The sequence below is a fragment of the Aeromonas sp. S9(2024) genome (genome assembly GCF_041403185.1).
Lineage (GTDB): Bacteria > Pseudomonadota > Gammaproteobacteria > Enterobacterales > Aeromonadaceae > Aeromonas > Aeromonas enteropelogenes.
In genome coordinates this window covers 167,504-182,876 of record NZ_JBGLRE010000001.1, presented here as the reverse complement: position 1 = coordinate 182,876, position 15,373 = coordinate 167,504, and the positions used below count along the sequence as shown (strand labels likewise).

At 61.3% G+C, this 15,373-nt stretch carries 11 protein-coding genes and 1 riboswitch; of the genes, 8 read left to right on the top strand and 3 right to left on the bottom strand.

All coding sequences use genetic code 11. From position 1 onward, the window contains the following. Nucleotide 1 precedes the first annotated feature (1 nt). The 3 genes from ACB028_RS00765 (at nt 2) to mgtE (ending at nt 5,035) form a co-directional block, all read left to right on the top strand. Entirely contained in the window at nt 2-2,005 is a 2,004-nt protein-coding gene (locus ACB028_RS00765; RefSeq protein ID WP_371143245.1) for a flagellar basal body rod C-terminal domain-containing protein, read from the top strand. Nucleotides 2,006-2,009: 4 nt separating this feature from the next. Beyond that, on the top strand, nt 2,010-3,218 hold the full coding sequence (gene flgL / locus ACB028_RS00760) for a flagellar hook-associated protein FlgL (RefSeq protein ID WP_124238183.1): 1,209 nt from the start codon (nt 2,010-2,012) through the stop codon (nt 3,216-3,218). Nucleotides 3,219-3,392: 174 nt separating this feature from the next. After that, a riboswitch (M-box (ykoK) riboswitch) is annotated at nt 3,393-3,562 on the top strand. A gap of 123 nt (nt 3,563-3,685) precedes the next feature. Beyond that, nucleotides 3,686-5,035 (top strand): magnesium transporter, encoded by a 1,350-nt coding sequence (mgtE, locus tag ACB028_RS00755; protein ID WP_371143244.1) that lies wholly within the window; start codon nt 3,686-3,688, stop codon nt 5,033-5,035. A 68-nt stretch (nt 5,036-5,103) separates the two neighbouring features. Here mgtE and ppx read toward each other — a convergent pair whose 3' ends face one another. The 3 genes from ppx to ACB028_RS00740 all read right to left on the bottom strand — a co-directional run bounded on the left by ppx (nt 5,104) and on the right by ACB028_RS00740 (nt 9,238). Continuing rightward, the gene (gene ppx / locus ACB028_RS00750) at nt 5,104-6,594 is read right to left on the bottom strand and encodes an exopolyphosphatase (RefSeq protein ID WP_371143243.1); all 1,491 of its coding nucleotides are present in this window, start codon (nt 6,592-6,594) and stop codon (nt 5,104-5,106) included. Further along, nucleotides 6,584-8,653, bottom strand: coding sequence for a polyphosphate kinase 1 (gene ppk1 / locus ACB028_RS00745; protein ID WP_371143242.1), 2,070 nt, complete (start codon nt 8,651-8,653; stop codon nt 6,584-6,586). The genes ppx and ppk1 overlap by 11 nt, the downstream gene beginning before the upstream one ends. 72 nt (nt 8,654-8,725) lie before the next feature. After that, nucleotides 8,726-9,238: an ACT domain-containing protein gene (locus ACB028_RS00740; protein ID WP_342017008.1), complete on the bottom strand. Its 513-nt coding sequence runs from the start codon at nt 9,236-9,238 to the stop codon at nt 8,726-8,728. A 235-nt stretch (nt 9,239-9,473) separates the two neighbouring features. Here ACB028_RS00740 and ACB028_RS00735 point away from each other — a divergent pair, with 235 nt between their 5' ends. The 5 genes from ACB028_RS00735 to ACB028_RS00715 all read left to right on the top strand — a co-directional run bounded on the left by ACB028_RS00735 (nt 9,474) and on the right by ACB028_RS00715 (nt 15,367). After that, entirely contained in the window at nt 9,474-10,343 is an 870-nt protein-coding gene (locus ACB028_RS00735; protein WP_371143241.1) for a DUF2726 domain-containing protein, read from the top strand. Between the two features lie 242 nt (nt 10,344-10,585). Beyond that, nucleotides 10,586-12,007: a sigma-54 dependent transcriptional regulator gene (locus ACB028_RS00730; protein ID WP_061475492.1), complete on the top strand. Its 1,422-nt coding sequence runs from the start codon at nt 10,586-10,588 to the stop codon at nt 12,005-12,007. 106 nt (nt 12,008-12,113) lie between these two features. Continuing rightward, complete coding sequence (locus ACB028_RS00725) at nt 12,114-13,148, top strand: PAS domain-containing sensor histidine kinase (protein ID WP_124239155.1); 1,035 nt, start codon at nt 12,114-12,116, stop codon at nt 13,146-13,148. After that, nucleotides 13,145-14,485, top strand: a complete 1,341-nt coding sequence (locus ACB028_RS00720) for a sigma-54 dependent transcriptional regulator (protein ID WP_124239154.1) — start codon at nt 13,145-13,147, stop codon at nt 14,483-14,485. Before ACB028_RS00725 ends, ACB028_RS00720 begins: the two co-directional genes overlap by 4 nt. 120 nt (nt 14,486-14,605) lie before the next feature. Continuing rightward, nucleotides 14,606-15,367 carry a Nif3-like dinuclear metal center hexameric protein gene (locus tag ACB028_RS00715; protein ID WP_371143240.1) on the top strand — a complete coding sequence of 254 codons (762 nt, stop codon included), beginning with the start codon at nt 14,606-14,608 and terminating at the stop codon, nt 15,365-15,367. Nucleotides 15,368-15,373 lie beyond the last annotated feature (6 nt).

Here is a 15,373-nt window from a genome sequence, read left to right as displayed (position 1 = left end):
TATGGCAAGCGATCTGCTTGGAATTGGTACCTCGGGCGTGCTGGCACAGCAACGCCTGCTGCAGACGACCAGCAACAACATAGTCAACCTCAACAGCCAGGGCTATGTGCGCGAACGGACGCTGGTTTATACCAATTCCATCGGATTGGGCACGGGGGACATGGTGACCGAGCGGGTCATCAACAGTTACGCCCAGGGGGAGATGCGCCGGGACACCTCGGCCTATCACGCCTCCGCCACCCGCTTTGAACAGCTCTCCACCGTCGACGGCCTGCTCGGGGATACCAGCAACAGCGTCGGCACGGCCATTACCTCCTATTTCAAGGCGTTTCACACCGCCAACGAGTCTCCTGCCGAGATTGGCGGGCGCAAGACCACCATGACCGAACTCGGCAACCTGGTGAACCGCTTCCATACCCTCTCAGGTCAGTTCGACACCCAGATGGATACCATCAACAAGCGTATCGAGGACGAGACCAAGCAGGTCAACAGCCTGCTCAACAGCATCAATGACCTCAACCAGGCCATCCTGCGCACCCAGGGCTCCCCCGAAGAGAACCTGATGCTGTTCGATCAGCGGGACGAGGCCATTCGCAAGCTCTCCGAGAAGATGGACATCCGCACCGTGCCCCAGGCCAATGGCAGCATGCTGGTCAACCTCAGCACCGGCCACTCGCTGGTGCTCGACGGCGGCGTGGCCCAGTTCCAGACGGTGGCCGGCGATCCGGACTCCCGCTCCCTGGAGCTCAAGCTGACCATGGGCAAGAATGAGGCAGATATCGACCACACCATCTTTGGTGGCGCCCTGGGCGGTCTGTTTGCCGCCCGCGGCGATCTGGAGCCGACCCAGCGTGAGCTGGGCCAGTTGGCCATTGCCATGGCCGATGCCATGAACCGCCAGAACCACCTCGGCATGGATCTGGACAACGAGATCGGCGGCGACATCTTCTCCCTGCCCAGCAGCAAGGGGTTGCCCTACAGCGACAACGCCGGTACGGCGGGGGCCACGGTCAACTTCGTGCCCGGCAAGGGGGGGGAAGTGACCACCTTCGATTACGAGATCCAGTTCAGCAGCGCGACCGGATACGAGGTGTTCTCCCTGGACAAGGACGGCAACCGTACCTCCATCACCACGGGCACAACACCGCCGACGACCTTCGAGATCCCGGGCCATGGTCTCTCGGTGGATCTCACCGGGGCGCCTGCTGCCGGTGACAAGCTGTTGCTGCAACCGACCAAACACGCCGCGGCCGGGGTGGAACAACTGATCACCCGGCCCGAAGATCTGGCCCTGGCGTCGCCCCTCAAGGGGGACAAGGACAGCAACAACTTTGGCAGTGCCGAGATCAAGCTGAACGGCATTTTCAACACCGGGACCGGTTCGAGCTTCGGCGCGAACAATCTGGATCCGGCCGCGCCCCAGGTCATCAAGATCGACAGTGCCGGCAACTACGAAGTCTACGCAAAGGACGGTACCACCCTGATCGGGGTGGCTCCCGCCTCCAGCAAGGGGCAGAACCTGATGGGGGCCATCGTCAACCCCTTCCCGGCGGGCACGCCTGTCTACAGCGATCCCAAGCAGACGCCGGGCTATGAGTTCAGCATCACAGGAACGGTCGAGCCCAAGGATACCTTCACCATCAGCTACAACGAGGATGGCTTTGCCGACAACAGCAACGGCCTGGCGCTGGCCGAGCTGCAGAACAAGGATTTGGTGCGCAAGAGCAGCAGCGGCAATACCAGCAACGACAAGATGACTTTCAACGAAGCCTATTCCGGCTTGGTGATGGGGGTGGGGAACAACACCAGCCAGGCGCGCACCCAGCTCAAGGCCAACGAGGCCAAGCTTATCCAGAGTTCCGGCATCTACGAAAGCGTGTCAGGGGTCAACCTGGAGGAGGAGGCGGCAAATCTGATCCGCTTCCAGCAATCCTATGCCGCCTCGGCCCAGGTGGTCAGCACGGCCAAGACCATCTTCGACACCCTGCTCTCTTCCGTGAGGTAAGTTCATGCGTATCACCACCAACATGATTTACAACCGCAGCCTCAGCTCACTGAACAACGCCAACGAGCGGATCGCCAACGCCTATGAGCAGTTGCAGACCGGCAACAAGTTCAAGACGGCGGGGGAGGATCCCTCCGGCATGAGCCAGAAGATGGCCCTCACCAAGGAGATCGACCTGTTCAAGCAGTACGGGGTCAACGGCAGTCTGCTGGAGAACAGCCTGGGTCACGAGGAGACGGTGCTGAGCTCCATCAACACCGCCATGATGAGCGCTCAGACCCTGATCCAGAAGGCCAACAACTCGGCGGTCAGCTTCGATGACCGCAAGGCCATCGCCAGCGAGCTGGAAGGGCTGCAACAGCAGATTTTCGACCTGATGAACAGCAAGAACTCCCAGGGGGAGTACATCTTCGGGGGCAACCAGAGCAAGAACCAGCCCTTCATCAAGGATGCGAGTGGAAACTATGTGTTTCAGGGAGACACGGGCCAGCGCAATATCCAGGTCTCGCCCACCGTCGAGATCGCGGCCAACGACTCGGGCCAGGGGTTGTTCCAGATCGTGGCCACCCGCCGTACCGCCAGCGCCACTACCGGTAACCTCAAGGTGGAGATTGCCGATCAGGGCAACTTCGACAGCTTCTACCGCAATAACTACGACTCTTCCCTCGCCAGCAACAAGTACACCATCACCACTACGGCGGGTACCCCGGATACCTACGAGATTCTGGACGCTGGAGGCAACCCGGTGCAGTCTGGGGATTATGTGGCGGGTAACAAGATCCCCTTCAACGGGATGGAGCTGACCCTGGATCTGCCGGCCGGTGGTGCCGCCCAGGAGCTGGTGCTGGATCCGCCGCAAAACGACAATATCCTGAACGGCATGTCGAACTTCATCAACGACCTGCGCGATCCTTCCATCACCCCGGAGAACTTCCAGCTGTCGGTGGCCGACGCGAGCGTGCACATGAACAACGCCCGCTTCAACATGGATCGTGGGCTGGGGGATCTCGGCAGCCGGATGAACAGCCTGGAGCAGGTGATGAACTCCAACGAGGGGCTCAGCACCCTCAATACCGAGGCGCGGGCCAAGGTGTCGGAAGCGGATCTCTACGATGTGATCTCGACTCTGGCCAAGGAGGACGCCGCCCTGAGCGCCTCCCAGCTCTCGTTCAGCAAGATAAGCCGCTTGACCCTGTTCGACTACATCCGCTGATGCATGAAATAACAAAAGGCCCTTCGGGGCCTTTTGTTATCCCGCCTTACACCCAATCCGCCGACAATTGTAACAAGCTGTTGCGTATGGCTATTTTTGCCGCGCCCTGGGTTGACCCCTCTGGCCGATTGGCTGATCATGCCGCTCGCACAACAGGGGTTGTGCGTATTATTTGCAGCATCTCGTTAGGCGAGGCTCCTGTATAAACACAGGCCACTGATCTCACGACGTCCAGAGACGCCCAAGATCAGGACAGTTTTCATCGGATTAAGGTGTCAACCCAAGTGGCTTCCGGCATGCCGGATACGTTATGCAGTGCTAAAGCTGGTACGTGGGGATGATGACACGCCGAACGGCGTCATTTCCTGCCTATTACTCGTCAATCAAATTGCTGTTTTCTTGTCGTCGCATCCGGCGCCCTGCCGGATGTGTTCAGGCTTGCCTGAAATCACATGAGGATATCTGTGATGAAGAAAACACACACCCTTCTCAATCGTCATCAACTGCTCGATCTGGCGGCCCTGCAGGGTTGGCTGGCGCACAATCTGGATCCGGTCCAGCGCGCCGATCAACTGCTGACCCTGAAGGCCGAAGAGCTCAACTGTGTCTTTGACACCCTGCCGGTCACGCAAGGGGGCGCCCTGCTGGGGTCGCTGCCGGCGGAGAGTGCCAGCAACCTGCTGCTGAGGTTGCATGGCAGCATCGTCAGCGTGCTGCAGGAGGCTATTCCCCGTCGGGAGATGGTGACCATATTGCGCAAACTGGGTCGCAAGGATCGCCCCCGGCTGCTCGAGCGTTTTCCGGCGCAGGCCAGGGAGATGTACGAGGCCCTGCTGGATTGGCCCACCGAATCGGTAGGGGCCAACATGCGCCAGGAGTATCTGGCGGTGCGGGAAGCCGACTCTGCAGGCCGGGCCCGGCAACTGCTCCACGATGCCTGGGACAACGCCAGGCTGTTTCGCCAAATCTACGTCGTCAACGGGGAGGGCAAACTCCTGGGGAGCATCTCCCTCAAGGCGCTGTTGATCGCAGATCCCCAAGCGAGCGTCGCGACCCTGATGGACAGGGAAGCTGTGCGGATCAATGCACGGGCGGATCAGGAGCTGGCGGCGCGCCTGCTGATCGACCGTGACCTCCAGGTATTGCCGGTGGAGGATAGAGGGCGCCTGGTGGGGATCTTTCACCTCGACGATGCCGCCGACATTCTGGAGCGCGAATCCACCGAGGATGCCGAGATGCAGGGGGGATCATCGCCCCTCGATACCTCCTATCTGCAGGCGACCCCCTGGCAGCTGTGGCGCAAGCGGGTAGGTTGGCTGCTGGTCCTGTTCGTGGCCGAAGCCTACACCGGCACCGTATTGCGGGCGTTTGAAGAGCAGCTGGAAGCGGTCATCGCCCTGGCCTTCTTCATTCCGCTGCTCATCGGCACCGGCGGTAACAGTGGCACCCAGATCACCACCACGATCGTGCGCGCCATGGCGGTGGGGGAGGTGAGCCTGCGCAATCTGGGCTCGGTGCTGAGAAAGGAGCTATCCACCGGTGTGCTGATTTCCCTGGCCATCGCGCTGGCCGCCTGGGCGCGGGCCTGGAGCCTGGGGGTTGGGCCCGAGATTGGACTGGTGGTGACCCTGACCATCATCGCCATCGTGCTGTGGAGCGCCACTGTCGCTTCGGTGATCCCCATGGTGCTGCGTCGCTTTAGGATTGATCCGGCCGTAGTGTCGGCGCCCTTCATCGCCACCCTGGTCGATGGTACCGGTCTCATCATCTACTTCGAAATTGCCAAGCTCTTGTTGCCCCAACTGCAGGGGGCGTAAGCAAGAAGCCCGTCAGCAAAAAGGCAGCCAGTGGCTGCCTTGTTGCTTTGCTGTGAGTAGCCGGTTTGTCAGGTGAGGTGAAACAGCAGGGGCCAACCCTGCTCCTGGCAGTAGCGCTGCTCTTTCTCGAGGTTTTGCATCAAGAGCCGGTTCTCCTCGCACCAGCTGGCGGGCAGGTTGACCACCAGCTGATCGCCGGCTGCCTGCACGTGCAGCTCGGGCAGCAGGTCATCCTGGCGCTTGTGGTGGGCCGCCACGGCGAGGCGCAGGATGCGGATGCAGCGCAGCACCGTCTGCTCGTCGTGGTTGGGCAGGGCGGGCAGCTCGGCGAGCTTGAGGCCCTTGCGCTGGAAGCGTACCAGGGCCGCCAGCAGGGCCTGATCGTCCTGGTTGAAGCCGGGCAGGTCGGTGTGCTGCAGGATATAGGCGGAGTGGCGGTGAATGCCGCTGTAGTTGATGGCAAGGCCAATCTCGTGCAGCCGCGCCGCCCAGCCGAGGATGGCGCGATAGGGTTCGGTCGGCATCTGCCAGGGCGCTTGCAAGGCATCGAACAGGGCCAAGACACTCTGCTCGACCCGGGCGGCCTGCCTCTTGTCCATCTTGTAATGTAGCCCGAGAGCCTGGGCGGTGCGCTCGCGAATGTCGTGGTGCTGCAGCCGTTCCTCGAATTCATAGAGCAAGCCTTCGCGCAGGGCGCCGTCGGAGTACTCCATTCGCTCGATGGGCAGTGAGGTAAAGAGCCCGAGCAGGATGGCCACCGCGGCGGCGAACACCTCCTGGCGCTCCTCCGAAAGGCCGCTCAGCTTGAGATTGTCCACCCGCTTGCGTTCAATCATCTCGGCCTTGAGTCGCTCCAGCCCCGCCAGGGTGATACCGCCGTCGGTCCAGCCTTCCCCCTGCAGCACGTCCCGCACGGTGCGGATCGACCCCGAGCTGCCGAGGCAGCTCTGCCAGCCGAGCTTGCGGTACTGGTTGATGATGGGAGCGAGCTGGTGCTGGGCCTCCAGCACGGCGTTGGTGAAGGCCTTCTCGGTGAGCTTGCCGCCGGCAAAGAAGCTTTGGGTAAAGCTGACGCAGCCCATCTTGCGGCTGGTGAGCGCCTTGTGTTCGAACCCCTCGCCGACGATGAGCTCGGTGCTGCCGCCGCCGATGTCCACCACCAGCACCTGACCCTCGATGTGCTGGGTATGGGCGACCCCCTGATAGATGAGGCGCGCCTCCTCCTGACCGCTGATGATCTCGATGGGGTGGTTCAGCACCTTGGCCGCCTCGCTCACAAACTCACGGGCGTTGCTGGCGCGGCGCAGGGTATAGGTGCCGGCGATGCGGATATGCTCCGGCCTGATGTTGGTGAGCCGCTCGGCAAACAGCGCCAGGCAGGCGAGGCCGCGGGCCATCGCCTCCGGGCTCATCCGCTTTTGCTCATCCATCCCTTCTGCCAGCCTCACCCGCTCCTTGATGCGATCGACGATGCGAAAGCGCCCCTCCGAGAGGTGGGCGATCACCATGTGAAAACTGTTGGAGCCGAGATCCACGGCGGCATACAGACTATTGTCCATTGTTGGCCTCGATACGTTTGAGGTAGTCGTAAATCGCGACCTGGGAGCGGATCTTGCGACGGTTGCCCCGCTTCACGTATTCGTTCTTCTGGTCGGCATCGATGACCCGCGCCTTGCAGGTGTCGCTCAGTTGCAGCTCGAGAATGTCGAGGATGCGCTGCTTGAGCCGCTCGTCATAGATGGGAGTGCCCACCTCGATCCGCCCGTCAATGTTGCGGCTCATCCAGTCGGCGCTGGAGATGTAGAGCTGGGGATTGCCCTTGTTGTGAAACACCATCACCCTCGGGTGTTCAAGGAAGCGGTCGATGATGCTGATGACCCGGATGTTGTCACTGAGGCCCGGCACACCCGGGCGCAGGGCGCACATGCCGCGGATGATCATCTGGATGGGCACCCCGGCCTGGCTCGCGGCATAGAGACGGTTGATGAGGTCTCTGTCCACCAGGTTGTTGATCTTGAGAGTGATGCCGCTGGGCTGGCCCGCCTTGGCGTTGGTGAGCTCGTTGTCGATCATCCGGTAGAGCTGGCGGCGACTGTTGATGGGGGAGACCAGCAGGTGGTTGAACTTGTAGCGCCGATAGGGGTATTCGATGTACTCGAACACGCTCTCCACCTCGGCGGTGATGTCCGGGTGGCGGGTCAGCAGTGAGAAGTCGGTGTAGATCTTGGCGGTCTTCTCGTTGAAGTTGCCGGTGCCGATGTGGGCATAGCGCACCGCTTCGCCATGTTCGTGGCGAGTGATGAGGCAGAGCTTGGAGTGGATCTTGAGGCTCGGCACCCCGAACACCACCTTGACCCCCGCATTGGTCAGGATATTGGCCCAGTCGATGTTGGCCGCCTCATCGAAACGGGCGCGCAATTCCACCACTACCGTCACCTTCTTGCCGTTGTTGGCTGCGTCGATGAGGGAGTGGATGATCCGCGATTTCTTGGCGACCCGGTAGATGTTGATGCGAATGGCACTGACCGCCGGATCGAACGCCGCCTGGCGCACCAGCTCGGTGAAGTGGTGGAACTTGTGGTACGGGTAGTAGAGCAGTATGTCCTGCCTGGTGATGGCGTCGAAGGCGTTGACGAAACCGTCGAAGTCGCGGCACTCCAGGGCCGGCAGCTTGGGGTTTTCCAGATAGTCCCGCCCCACGTTGGGGAAGCCGATGAAATCCTTGAAGTTGTGATAGCGCCCGCCGGGCATGATGGCGTCGTAGGAGCTGATCTGCAGCTTGAGCTTCAGGAAGCTTATCATGGCGGCCGGCATCTCACGCTCGTAGACGAAGCGTACCGGCATGGCGGTGAGGCGCTGCTTCAGGCCATCACTCATCTTGTCCACCAGGCTCAAGTCCAGCTGATCCGAGAGGTCATACTCGGCGTCGCGGGTCAGCTTGACCGCATAGGCGGCAATCTCGTCGTAATCGAAGAAGCCCTTGAATATCTCGTCGAGACAGAAGCGGATGACGTTGTCCAGGATGATGATCTGCTTCTTGCGCCGGGTGCCCTCCGGCGGCAGCTGGAAGAAGCGGGGCAGATCGTCGGTGGGTACCTCCACCAGGGCGTACTGGATCACCTGGCCATTCTTCTTCATCTCGATGGCCAGATAGGTGTACTCGTCTTTCAGGAACTTGACCGGGTTGACCTCCTTGTTGAGCAGGATCGGGATGATGTGGCGCAACACCTTCTCCCGGAAAAAGACACGCAGCCATTTCTGGATGTTCTCGGAGAGCTGGTTCTCGTTGACCAGGAAGATGTTGTGGCGGGCCAGGGCGATCAGCAGCTCCTTGTAGGTGTTGTCGAACGCCTCGCCAAGGGCCATCACCTTCTGCTGGATGGCCCGCAGCAACACCTTGGCTTCGTCATCGCCGCCGTGTACCTCGTTGATCAGGATGCGGCGCTTGACGTCAGATACCCGCACCTTGAAGAACTCGTCCTGGTTGGACGAGAAGATCCCGAGGAAGCGGACCCGCTCGATGAGGGGGACCGTCTTGTCCATCGCCTCTTGCAACACCCGTTCATTGAATGAGAGCCAGCTCAGCTCTTTCTCTTCATACAGCTTGTCGGTGCTCATCTTGTGCCTCTGTGTCGATCCGTTTTAGGGGCTGGTATGGCGTGAATATATGACAGTTCAATGACAAAAATATTACTCGCCAACCCCCTCGTCGATATCGACCACCAGATCGTCGGAGAGGGACTCCAGTGCACCGATCAGGGTCTCCATTTCGAGCTCGTCTGGCAGGGCGACCAGCGCGTGGGCATAGAAGAGCGGGGCGCCGGAATGGGGGGCCGGTTCACAGCCGGTGGTGAGATCGGCCACGTTGATGTTGAGCTGGCGCAAGATGCTGGCTACCTCGTGGACAATACCGGGGCGATCGTTGCCGGTGACCGTCATCATCATCTGGTTGACTGGCTCTGCCGAGGGGGTTCCTTCGGCGAAGCTGATGGTGAGACCAGGCAGCATGGCCAGCGCCTCGCACAGGCTGCGATAGTGCTCTTCGGGAACCGATACATGGAGGATGCCGGCAAACTGGCCTGCTAATTCACTCATGGCACTGCCCAGCCAGTTGCCCTGCTCGCGGCTGATGACGGCCGCCAGGCTTTCGACGATCCCGGGTTTGTCTGCACCGATCACGGTGACCACCAATTGCTTTTGCATCCTGCTCTCCTTGGAATGGTTTTTGGTCCGGCCGGGATGTCGTCGCGAGTGCAACGCCATCTCAACCGACCCTAGCATTGTGCCTGCTGTGGCAGGCCATATGAAGCCCCGTCCGCTGGCAAATGGACAAAAAGCGGGGCGTTTTGTTTATCCACCTCAATTGCCGGCTGCCTTGTGCCACGACGGCTGTGGTAGAGTGAGCGCCCTGTCGTGTCGTGAACTGGATCGCGTTTTCATGAATATCCTCATCCTTTCGGGTTTGCTGTTGCTGGCGCTGCTCGTGCTGGCGATCGTCTGGCGTCGGGGTCGGCGCCCGCAGCGTCTGCCCTATGAGCTGCAGGAGACCCTGCTAAACCCCGCCGAACGGGCCTTTCTCACCGTGTTGGAACAGGCGGCAGGGGAACAGGCCAGGGTCTTTGCCAAGGTGCCGGTGGCCGATGTGCTGGCGCCACAGGCCGCTCTTGGCAAGGGCAAATGGCAGCAGTACGCGGGCAAGATAGGGGGCAAGCATTTTGATTACCTGCTGTGCCATCCCGCCGATCTCTCTTTTGTCTGCGCCATCGAGCTCGATGAAAGCGGCCCCCGCCACCAGAAGCGCAAGGTGCGTGACAGCTTCCTGAAGGCGGCCTGTGATGGCGCCGGTTTTCCCCTGCTGCAGATCCCCGCAGGCAGCCACTATCTGGTGGAAGATCTGCGCGAGCAGCTTCAGCCGCTGTTGACCAAGAGGCGTGAACCGCAGGCCGATGAGCTGCTGCCCGGGGAGCGGCGAGAACCTACCTTCAACCCGTTGTTGCTCGATGGGGTCGATGTGGAAGGCAAAGAGCACAAGCGGGCTGCCCCCCTGGCCGGGCTGTCGTCAACCGAACCCGAGTTGGCTGTCACCAGGACAACCGTCGTGTCCGAGCCAGCAGAAGAGGAGCTGGCCGCTCTGCTGTTCGACGATCCGGAGGATGATGAGGAGCAAGACGCCCCCCACTGTCCTCGCTGCGATGCCCCGCTGGTGGAGCGGGAAGCCAAAAAAGGCCCTCATGCCGGCCGGCTATTTCTCGCCTGCAGTCGTTTTCCCGAGTGCCGTTACGTAGCTCCTCACCATTCCCGTCACTGAGCTTGTCGGGAGTGCCGACATGGCCCGCCTGGCGGGCCGTTTTCCCCGTTTCTGCTTGCGCAAAAAAATCGTTGGCAAAATTTATCTTCTCCCCTCTTTGTGTCGATACACTTACCCTGACTACGACAATTTTTGACAATGTGTCGGATTTTTGGCACTTTGTGTGCCGCAAAGGAACCGTCAACGAGCGTTTTATAATCAAATAAAACAATAAGTTAGCTATGTAATCGCGAGAGGTGGATATGGTGGAGATGGGCGTGTTGATTGTTGATGCCGATGAAGCACGGCGTCAGCAATTGGAAACAGTGCTCTCGTTCATGGGGATCCCGTGGCAGGATGTGGCCGAAGGGGACCTCGACGTTGCCATCGAATCCGCCGGCCCGCTGCAGGGGGTATTGGTGGGTGAGCTGACGGAGCGCCCCTTGCCCGAGCTGCTGGCGGCCTTCCCCCGCACGCCGTTTCTCTCCCTGATCGATGCCGATCTCGACAACAGCAATTTCATCGGTGTGGCGCAGGCCCCCATCACTTACGAATCCCTCACTCGCCATCTGCATTTCTGTCAGGCGTTTGTCTCCCTGCATCCTCGCCAGCAGACCCACGACAAGGGTCAGGCTCTGCTGCGCCTGCTGGTGGGCAAGGGCAAGGGGATCCAGGAGGTGCGCCGCCTCATCGGTCAGGTGGCCGAGACCGATGCCAACGTGCTGATCCTGGGGGAATCCGGGACCGGTAAAGAGGTGGTGGCGAGGGCCATCCACGAACTATCAACCCGCAGTGCCGGTCCCTTCGTGCCCATCAACTGTGGCGCCATTCCCGCCGAACTGCTTGAAAGTGAGCTGTTTGGCCACGAGAAAGGGGCCTTCACCGGTGCCATCGCCGCTCGCCGTGGTCGCTTCGAGCTGGCTCAGGGGGGCACCCTGTTTCTTGACGAGATCGGCGACATGCCGATGCCGATGCAGGTCAAGCTGCTGCGAGTATTGCAGGAGCGGATGTTCGACAGGGTCGGCGGCGGCAAGCCCATCCAGGCCGATGTGCGTGTCATCGCCGCGACTCACCGGGATCTGGAGGCGATGATCCGCACCCAGGATTTTCGCGAGGATCTCTATTACCGCCTCAACGTCTTCCCCATCGAGACGCCGCCGCTGCGGGATCGCTGTGATGACATTCCCCTGCTGTTGCAGGAGCTGCTCAACCGCCATGCGGAGCAACACCAGGGCTTCATTCGCCTGACCCAGCGCGCCATGGAGTCCCTGATGCAGTACCCCTGGCCCGGCAATGTGCGCGAGCTCTCCAACCTGCTGGAGCGGCTGCTCATCCTCTATCCGCACCAGATCGTCGATGTGGCGGATTTGCCGAGCCGTTACCGCCTGCTGCCCTGCGAGCCACGGGACGAGCGGCTGACCGAGATGGACGAGCGCGATGCGCTGGCCGCCGTATTCCAGGATCCGCCGGAGCTGGATCACGCCTTCAGCTCGGCCCGCTCCATGCAATTGCCGGAGGAGGGAGTCAATCTCAAGGAGATGCTGGCCGACCTCGAGGTGGAGCTGATCCGCCAGGCCCTGGAGTCCCAGGAGGGGGTGGTGGCTCGCGCCGCCGACCTGCTCGGCATGCGTCGTACTACCCTAGTTGAGAAGATGAAAAAGTACGGGATGAGCAAGGAGGGCTAAGGGTCAATGCCTTGACGCCTGTCTTTAATTCTTTGTTTTAATTGATTTAATTTTGTGGCATGAAAATTGAATGAACTGACCAAATTGCCAGTTTGAGGTCAGCTTTATGACAATCTTGCAGCAGGACATGCCACTCCAGTCCCACGAAGTGAGCCAGCTCTACGCCATCTTCACGGCACTCCCCACCGGGGTGTTGCTGCTCGATGGCGCCGGGGTGATCACCCGGGCCAATCCGGCCGCGCTCTCCCTGCTGGGGGAGCCACTGGAAGGGGAACTCTGGCGTCAGGTCATCGCTCGCTGCTTCGAGCCCCGGGAAGATGACGGCCACGAGATCTCCCTGCGTGATGGTCGCCGGGTCCAGCTCTCGACCCAGCCCCTGCCGGATCAACCCGGCCAGCTGGTGTTCATCAACGATCTCACCGAGACCCGCAAGCTGCAGGATCGCGTCAACCACATGAAGCGGTTGTCGGCCCTTGGCAACATGGCAGCCTCACTGGCCCACCAGATCCGCACGCCACTCTCTGCCGCCATGCTCTATGGCGCCAACCTGGCCAACCGTACCCTCAAGCCCGAATCCCGCAGCCAGTTTCAGCAAAAGCTGATGGACAGGCTCAAGGATCTGGAAAAGCAGATCAACGACATCCTGCTGTTTGCCCGCAACGGCGACAATCAGGTGGTCACCCCCATCTCGGTGCAGGGGTTGATGGCCGAGGTGCAGGCGGGGGCCGAGGCCTTCTGCCTGCAGCAAGGATGCGAGCTGCACATACAGGCGCCGGAGCCCGATCTCTGCCTGCTGGCCAACAGTAACGCGCTGTCGGGAGCCATCAACAACCTGATCGCCAACGCCCAGCAGGCGGGGGCCGATTCGCTCCTGGTGAGTGCGGTGCGCAGCGGCACCCGGGTGGAGATGCGCGTCATCGACAATGGCAAGGGGATCCCGAGCCATCAGCTCGGCCAGGTGTTCGAACCTTTCTTTACCACCCGCTCCCAGGGCACAGGCCTTGGGCTGGCGGTGGTGCAATCCGTCGTACGTGCCCACCAGGGGGAGGTCAGCGTGGCCTCCGTGCCTGGTGAAGGCACCTGTTTTACTCTGTCGTTCCCCCTGCATCAGCAGTCGGTGCAGCTTGGAGGTGTAGCATGACACAGGCCAGGATCCTGGTAGTTGAAGATGACAATGGCCTGCGCGAGGCGCTGGTGGATACCCTGCTGCTCGGCGGCTACGAGTGCCGTGAGGTGGACAGCGGCGAGCGGGCCCTGCTTGCCCTCTCGCGCCAGAACTTTGACATGGTGATCTCCGATATCCAGATGGGGGGCATGGATGGCCTGACCCTGCTGGCCACCATTCGCCAGCAATATCCGCAGTTGCCGGTGCTCCTGATGACCGCCTACGCCAACATCGACGGCGCGGTGCGCGCCATGCGCGAGGGGGCCATCGACTACCTGGCCAAGCCCTTTTCGCCCGAGGTGCTGCTCAATCAGGTCAGCCGTTACGTGCCGGCCCAGAAGGTGGAAAAACGCGCCGTGGTGTACGGGGATCCCAAGACCGCCGAGCTGTTCCAGCTGGCGACCCGAGTGGCCAGAAGCGAGGCGACCGTGATGGTGACCGGTCCGAGCGGCACCGGCAAGGAGGTGCTGGCCCGCTACATTCACGACAACTCCAGCCGCGCTGAGCAACCCTTCATCGCCATCAACTGTGCCGCCATTCCGGAAAACATGCTGGAGGCGACCCTGTTCGGTTACGAGAAGGGGGCCTTCACCGGCGCGGTGCAGGGGTGCCCGGGCAAGTTCGAGCAGGCTCAGGGAGGCACTTTGCTCCTTGACGAGATCACCGAGATGGATCTTGGGCTGCAGGCCAAGCTGCTGCGGGTACTGCAGGAGAAAGAGGTGGAGCGGCTCGGCAGTCGCAAGATGATCCCCCTCGATGTGCGGGTCATCGCCACCAGCAACCGGGATCTGAAAAAAGCGGTGCAGGACGGCCTGTTCCGTGAAGACCTTTACTACCGCCTCAACGTCTTCCCGCTGCGCTGGTTGTCCCTGTGCGAGCGCCCCGGCGACATACTACCGCTGGCGGAACACCTGCTGGCCTTGCATGCCAGCCAGCAGGGCTTGCCAACGCCACAGCTGGAGGCCGACGCACGCGAGTGTCTGTTGGCCCACCCCTGGCCCGGCAATGTGCGCGAGCTCGACAACGTGGTGCAGCGTGCCCTCATCCTGAGCCCGGACGGCGTCATCGGTGAAGCGCATCTCATCCTGGAAGAGGTGGACGAGCAGGAGATGGGCGCCATGCCCGATCGCAGTTATGGTGGGGATCGCCTCGGCAGCGAGCTCAAACAGCAGGAGCACCAGATCATTCTCGACACTCTGCAGGACTGCAACGGCAGTCGCAAGGAGGTGGCCGACCGGCTCGGCATTAGCCCGCGTACCCTGCGCTACAAGCTGGCGCAGATGCGGGAGGCGGGGATCGACCTGCCTGCCTGAATGTAAGGGCTGTCATGGTCTTGCCGGCCCAGCTCGATTATCATGGGGCCCTTGGCGCTTTGAGCCTGGGCCCTGTTTTTATTGGTAAAACAGGGGCTCGAGCCTTAATAAGGGACCCTTATGATCTCTCATCGAAAACTCGAAACCGTACTCAATCATCTGCTCGAACCGCACGCCATCAAGGATTACTGTCCCAATGGCCTGCAGGTGGAGGGGCGTGAGCGCATTCGCAAGGTGGTAACCGGCGTCACCGCCAGCCAGGCCTTGATCGATGCGGCGGTGGCCGCCAACGCCGATGCCATCCTAGTCCATCACGGCTACTTCTGGAGCGGCGAGCCGGCCCAGATCACCGGCATGAAGCAGCGCCGCATCAAGACCCTGTTGACCCACAACATCAATTTGTTTGCCTACCATCTGCCGCTGGACGTGCATCCCGAGGTGGGCAACAACGCCCAGTTGGCCCAGTTGCTGGGCATCAAGGTGCGCCGAGGGCTGGAGCCCTGGAACAGCAAGAGCGTCGCCATGGTGGGCAAGCTGGAAGAGCCCATGAGCGGAGCCGATTTTGCCAGGCTCATCGCCGAGCGCCTTGGCCGGGAGCCACTCCATTGCGGTGACAGCGGCCCCGAGCTTATTCGCTCCGTGGCCTGGTGCACCGGCGGTGGCCAGAGCTACATCAATCTGGCGGCGGAGCAGGACATTGATGCCTTCATCTCCGGCGAGGCGTCCGAGCAGACCATCCATACCGCCCGCGAGATGGGGATGCACTTCTACGCCGCCGGTCATCACGCCACCGAGCGTTACGGCATCAAGGCGCTGGGGGAGTGGCTGGCGACGGTGCACGGGCTGGATGTCACTTTTATCGATATCGACAATCCGGTGTAGGTTCGA

Excerpts from the sequence above, each read along its gene's own strand:
- ACB028_RS00765 (WP_371143245.1), top strand. The coding sequence starts at position 2 with ATGGCAAGCGATCTGCTTGGAATTGGTACCTCGGGCGTGCTGGCACAG.
- flgL (WP_124238183.1), top strand. The coding sequence starts at position 2,010 with ATGCGTATCACCACCAACATGATTTACAACCGCAGCCTCAGCTCACTG.
- mgtE (WP_371143244.1), top strand. The coding sequence starts at position 3,686 with ATGAAGAAAACACACACCCTTCTCAATCGTCATCAACTGCTCGATCTG.
- ppx (WP_371143243.1), bottom strand. The coding sequence starts at position 6,594 with ATGGACAATAGTCTGTATGCCGCCGTGGATCTCGGCTCCAACAGTTTT.
- ppk1 (WP_371143242.1), bottom strand. The coding sequence starts at position 8,653 with ATGAGCACCGACAAGCTGTATGAAGAGAAAGAGCTGAGCTGGCTCTCA.
- ACB028_RS00740 (WP_342017008.1), bottom strand. The coding sequence starts at position 9,238 with ATGCAAAAGCAATTGGTGGTCACCGTGATCGGTGCAGACAAACCCGGG.
- ACB028_RS00735 (WP_371143241.1), top strand. The coding sequence starts at position 9,474 with ATGAATATCCTCATCCTTTCGGGTTTGCTGTTGCTGGCGCTGCTCGTG.
- ACB028_RS00730 (WP_061475492.1), top strand. The coding sequence starts at position 10,586 with ATGGTGGAGATGGGCGTGTTGATTGTTGATGCCGATGAAGCACGGCGT.
- ACB028_RS00725 (WP_124239155.1), top strand. The coding sequence starts at position 12,114 with ATGACAATCTTGCAGCAGGACATGCCACTCCAGTCCCACGAAGTGAGC.
- ACB028_RS00720 (WP_124239154.1), top strand. The coding sequence starts at position 13,145 with ATGACACAGGCCAGGATCCTGGTAGTTGAAGATGACAATGGCCTGCGC.
- ACB028_RS00715 (WP_371143240.1), top strand. The coding sequence starts at position 14,606 with ATGATCTCTCATCGAAAACTCGAAACCGTACTCAATCATCTGCTCGAA.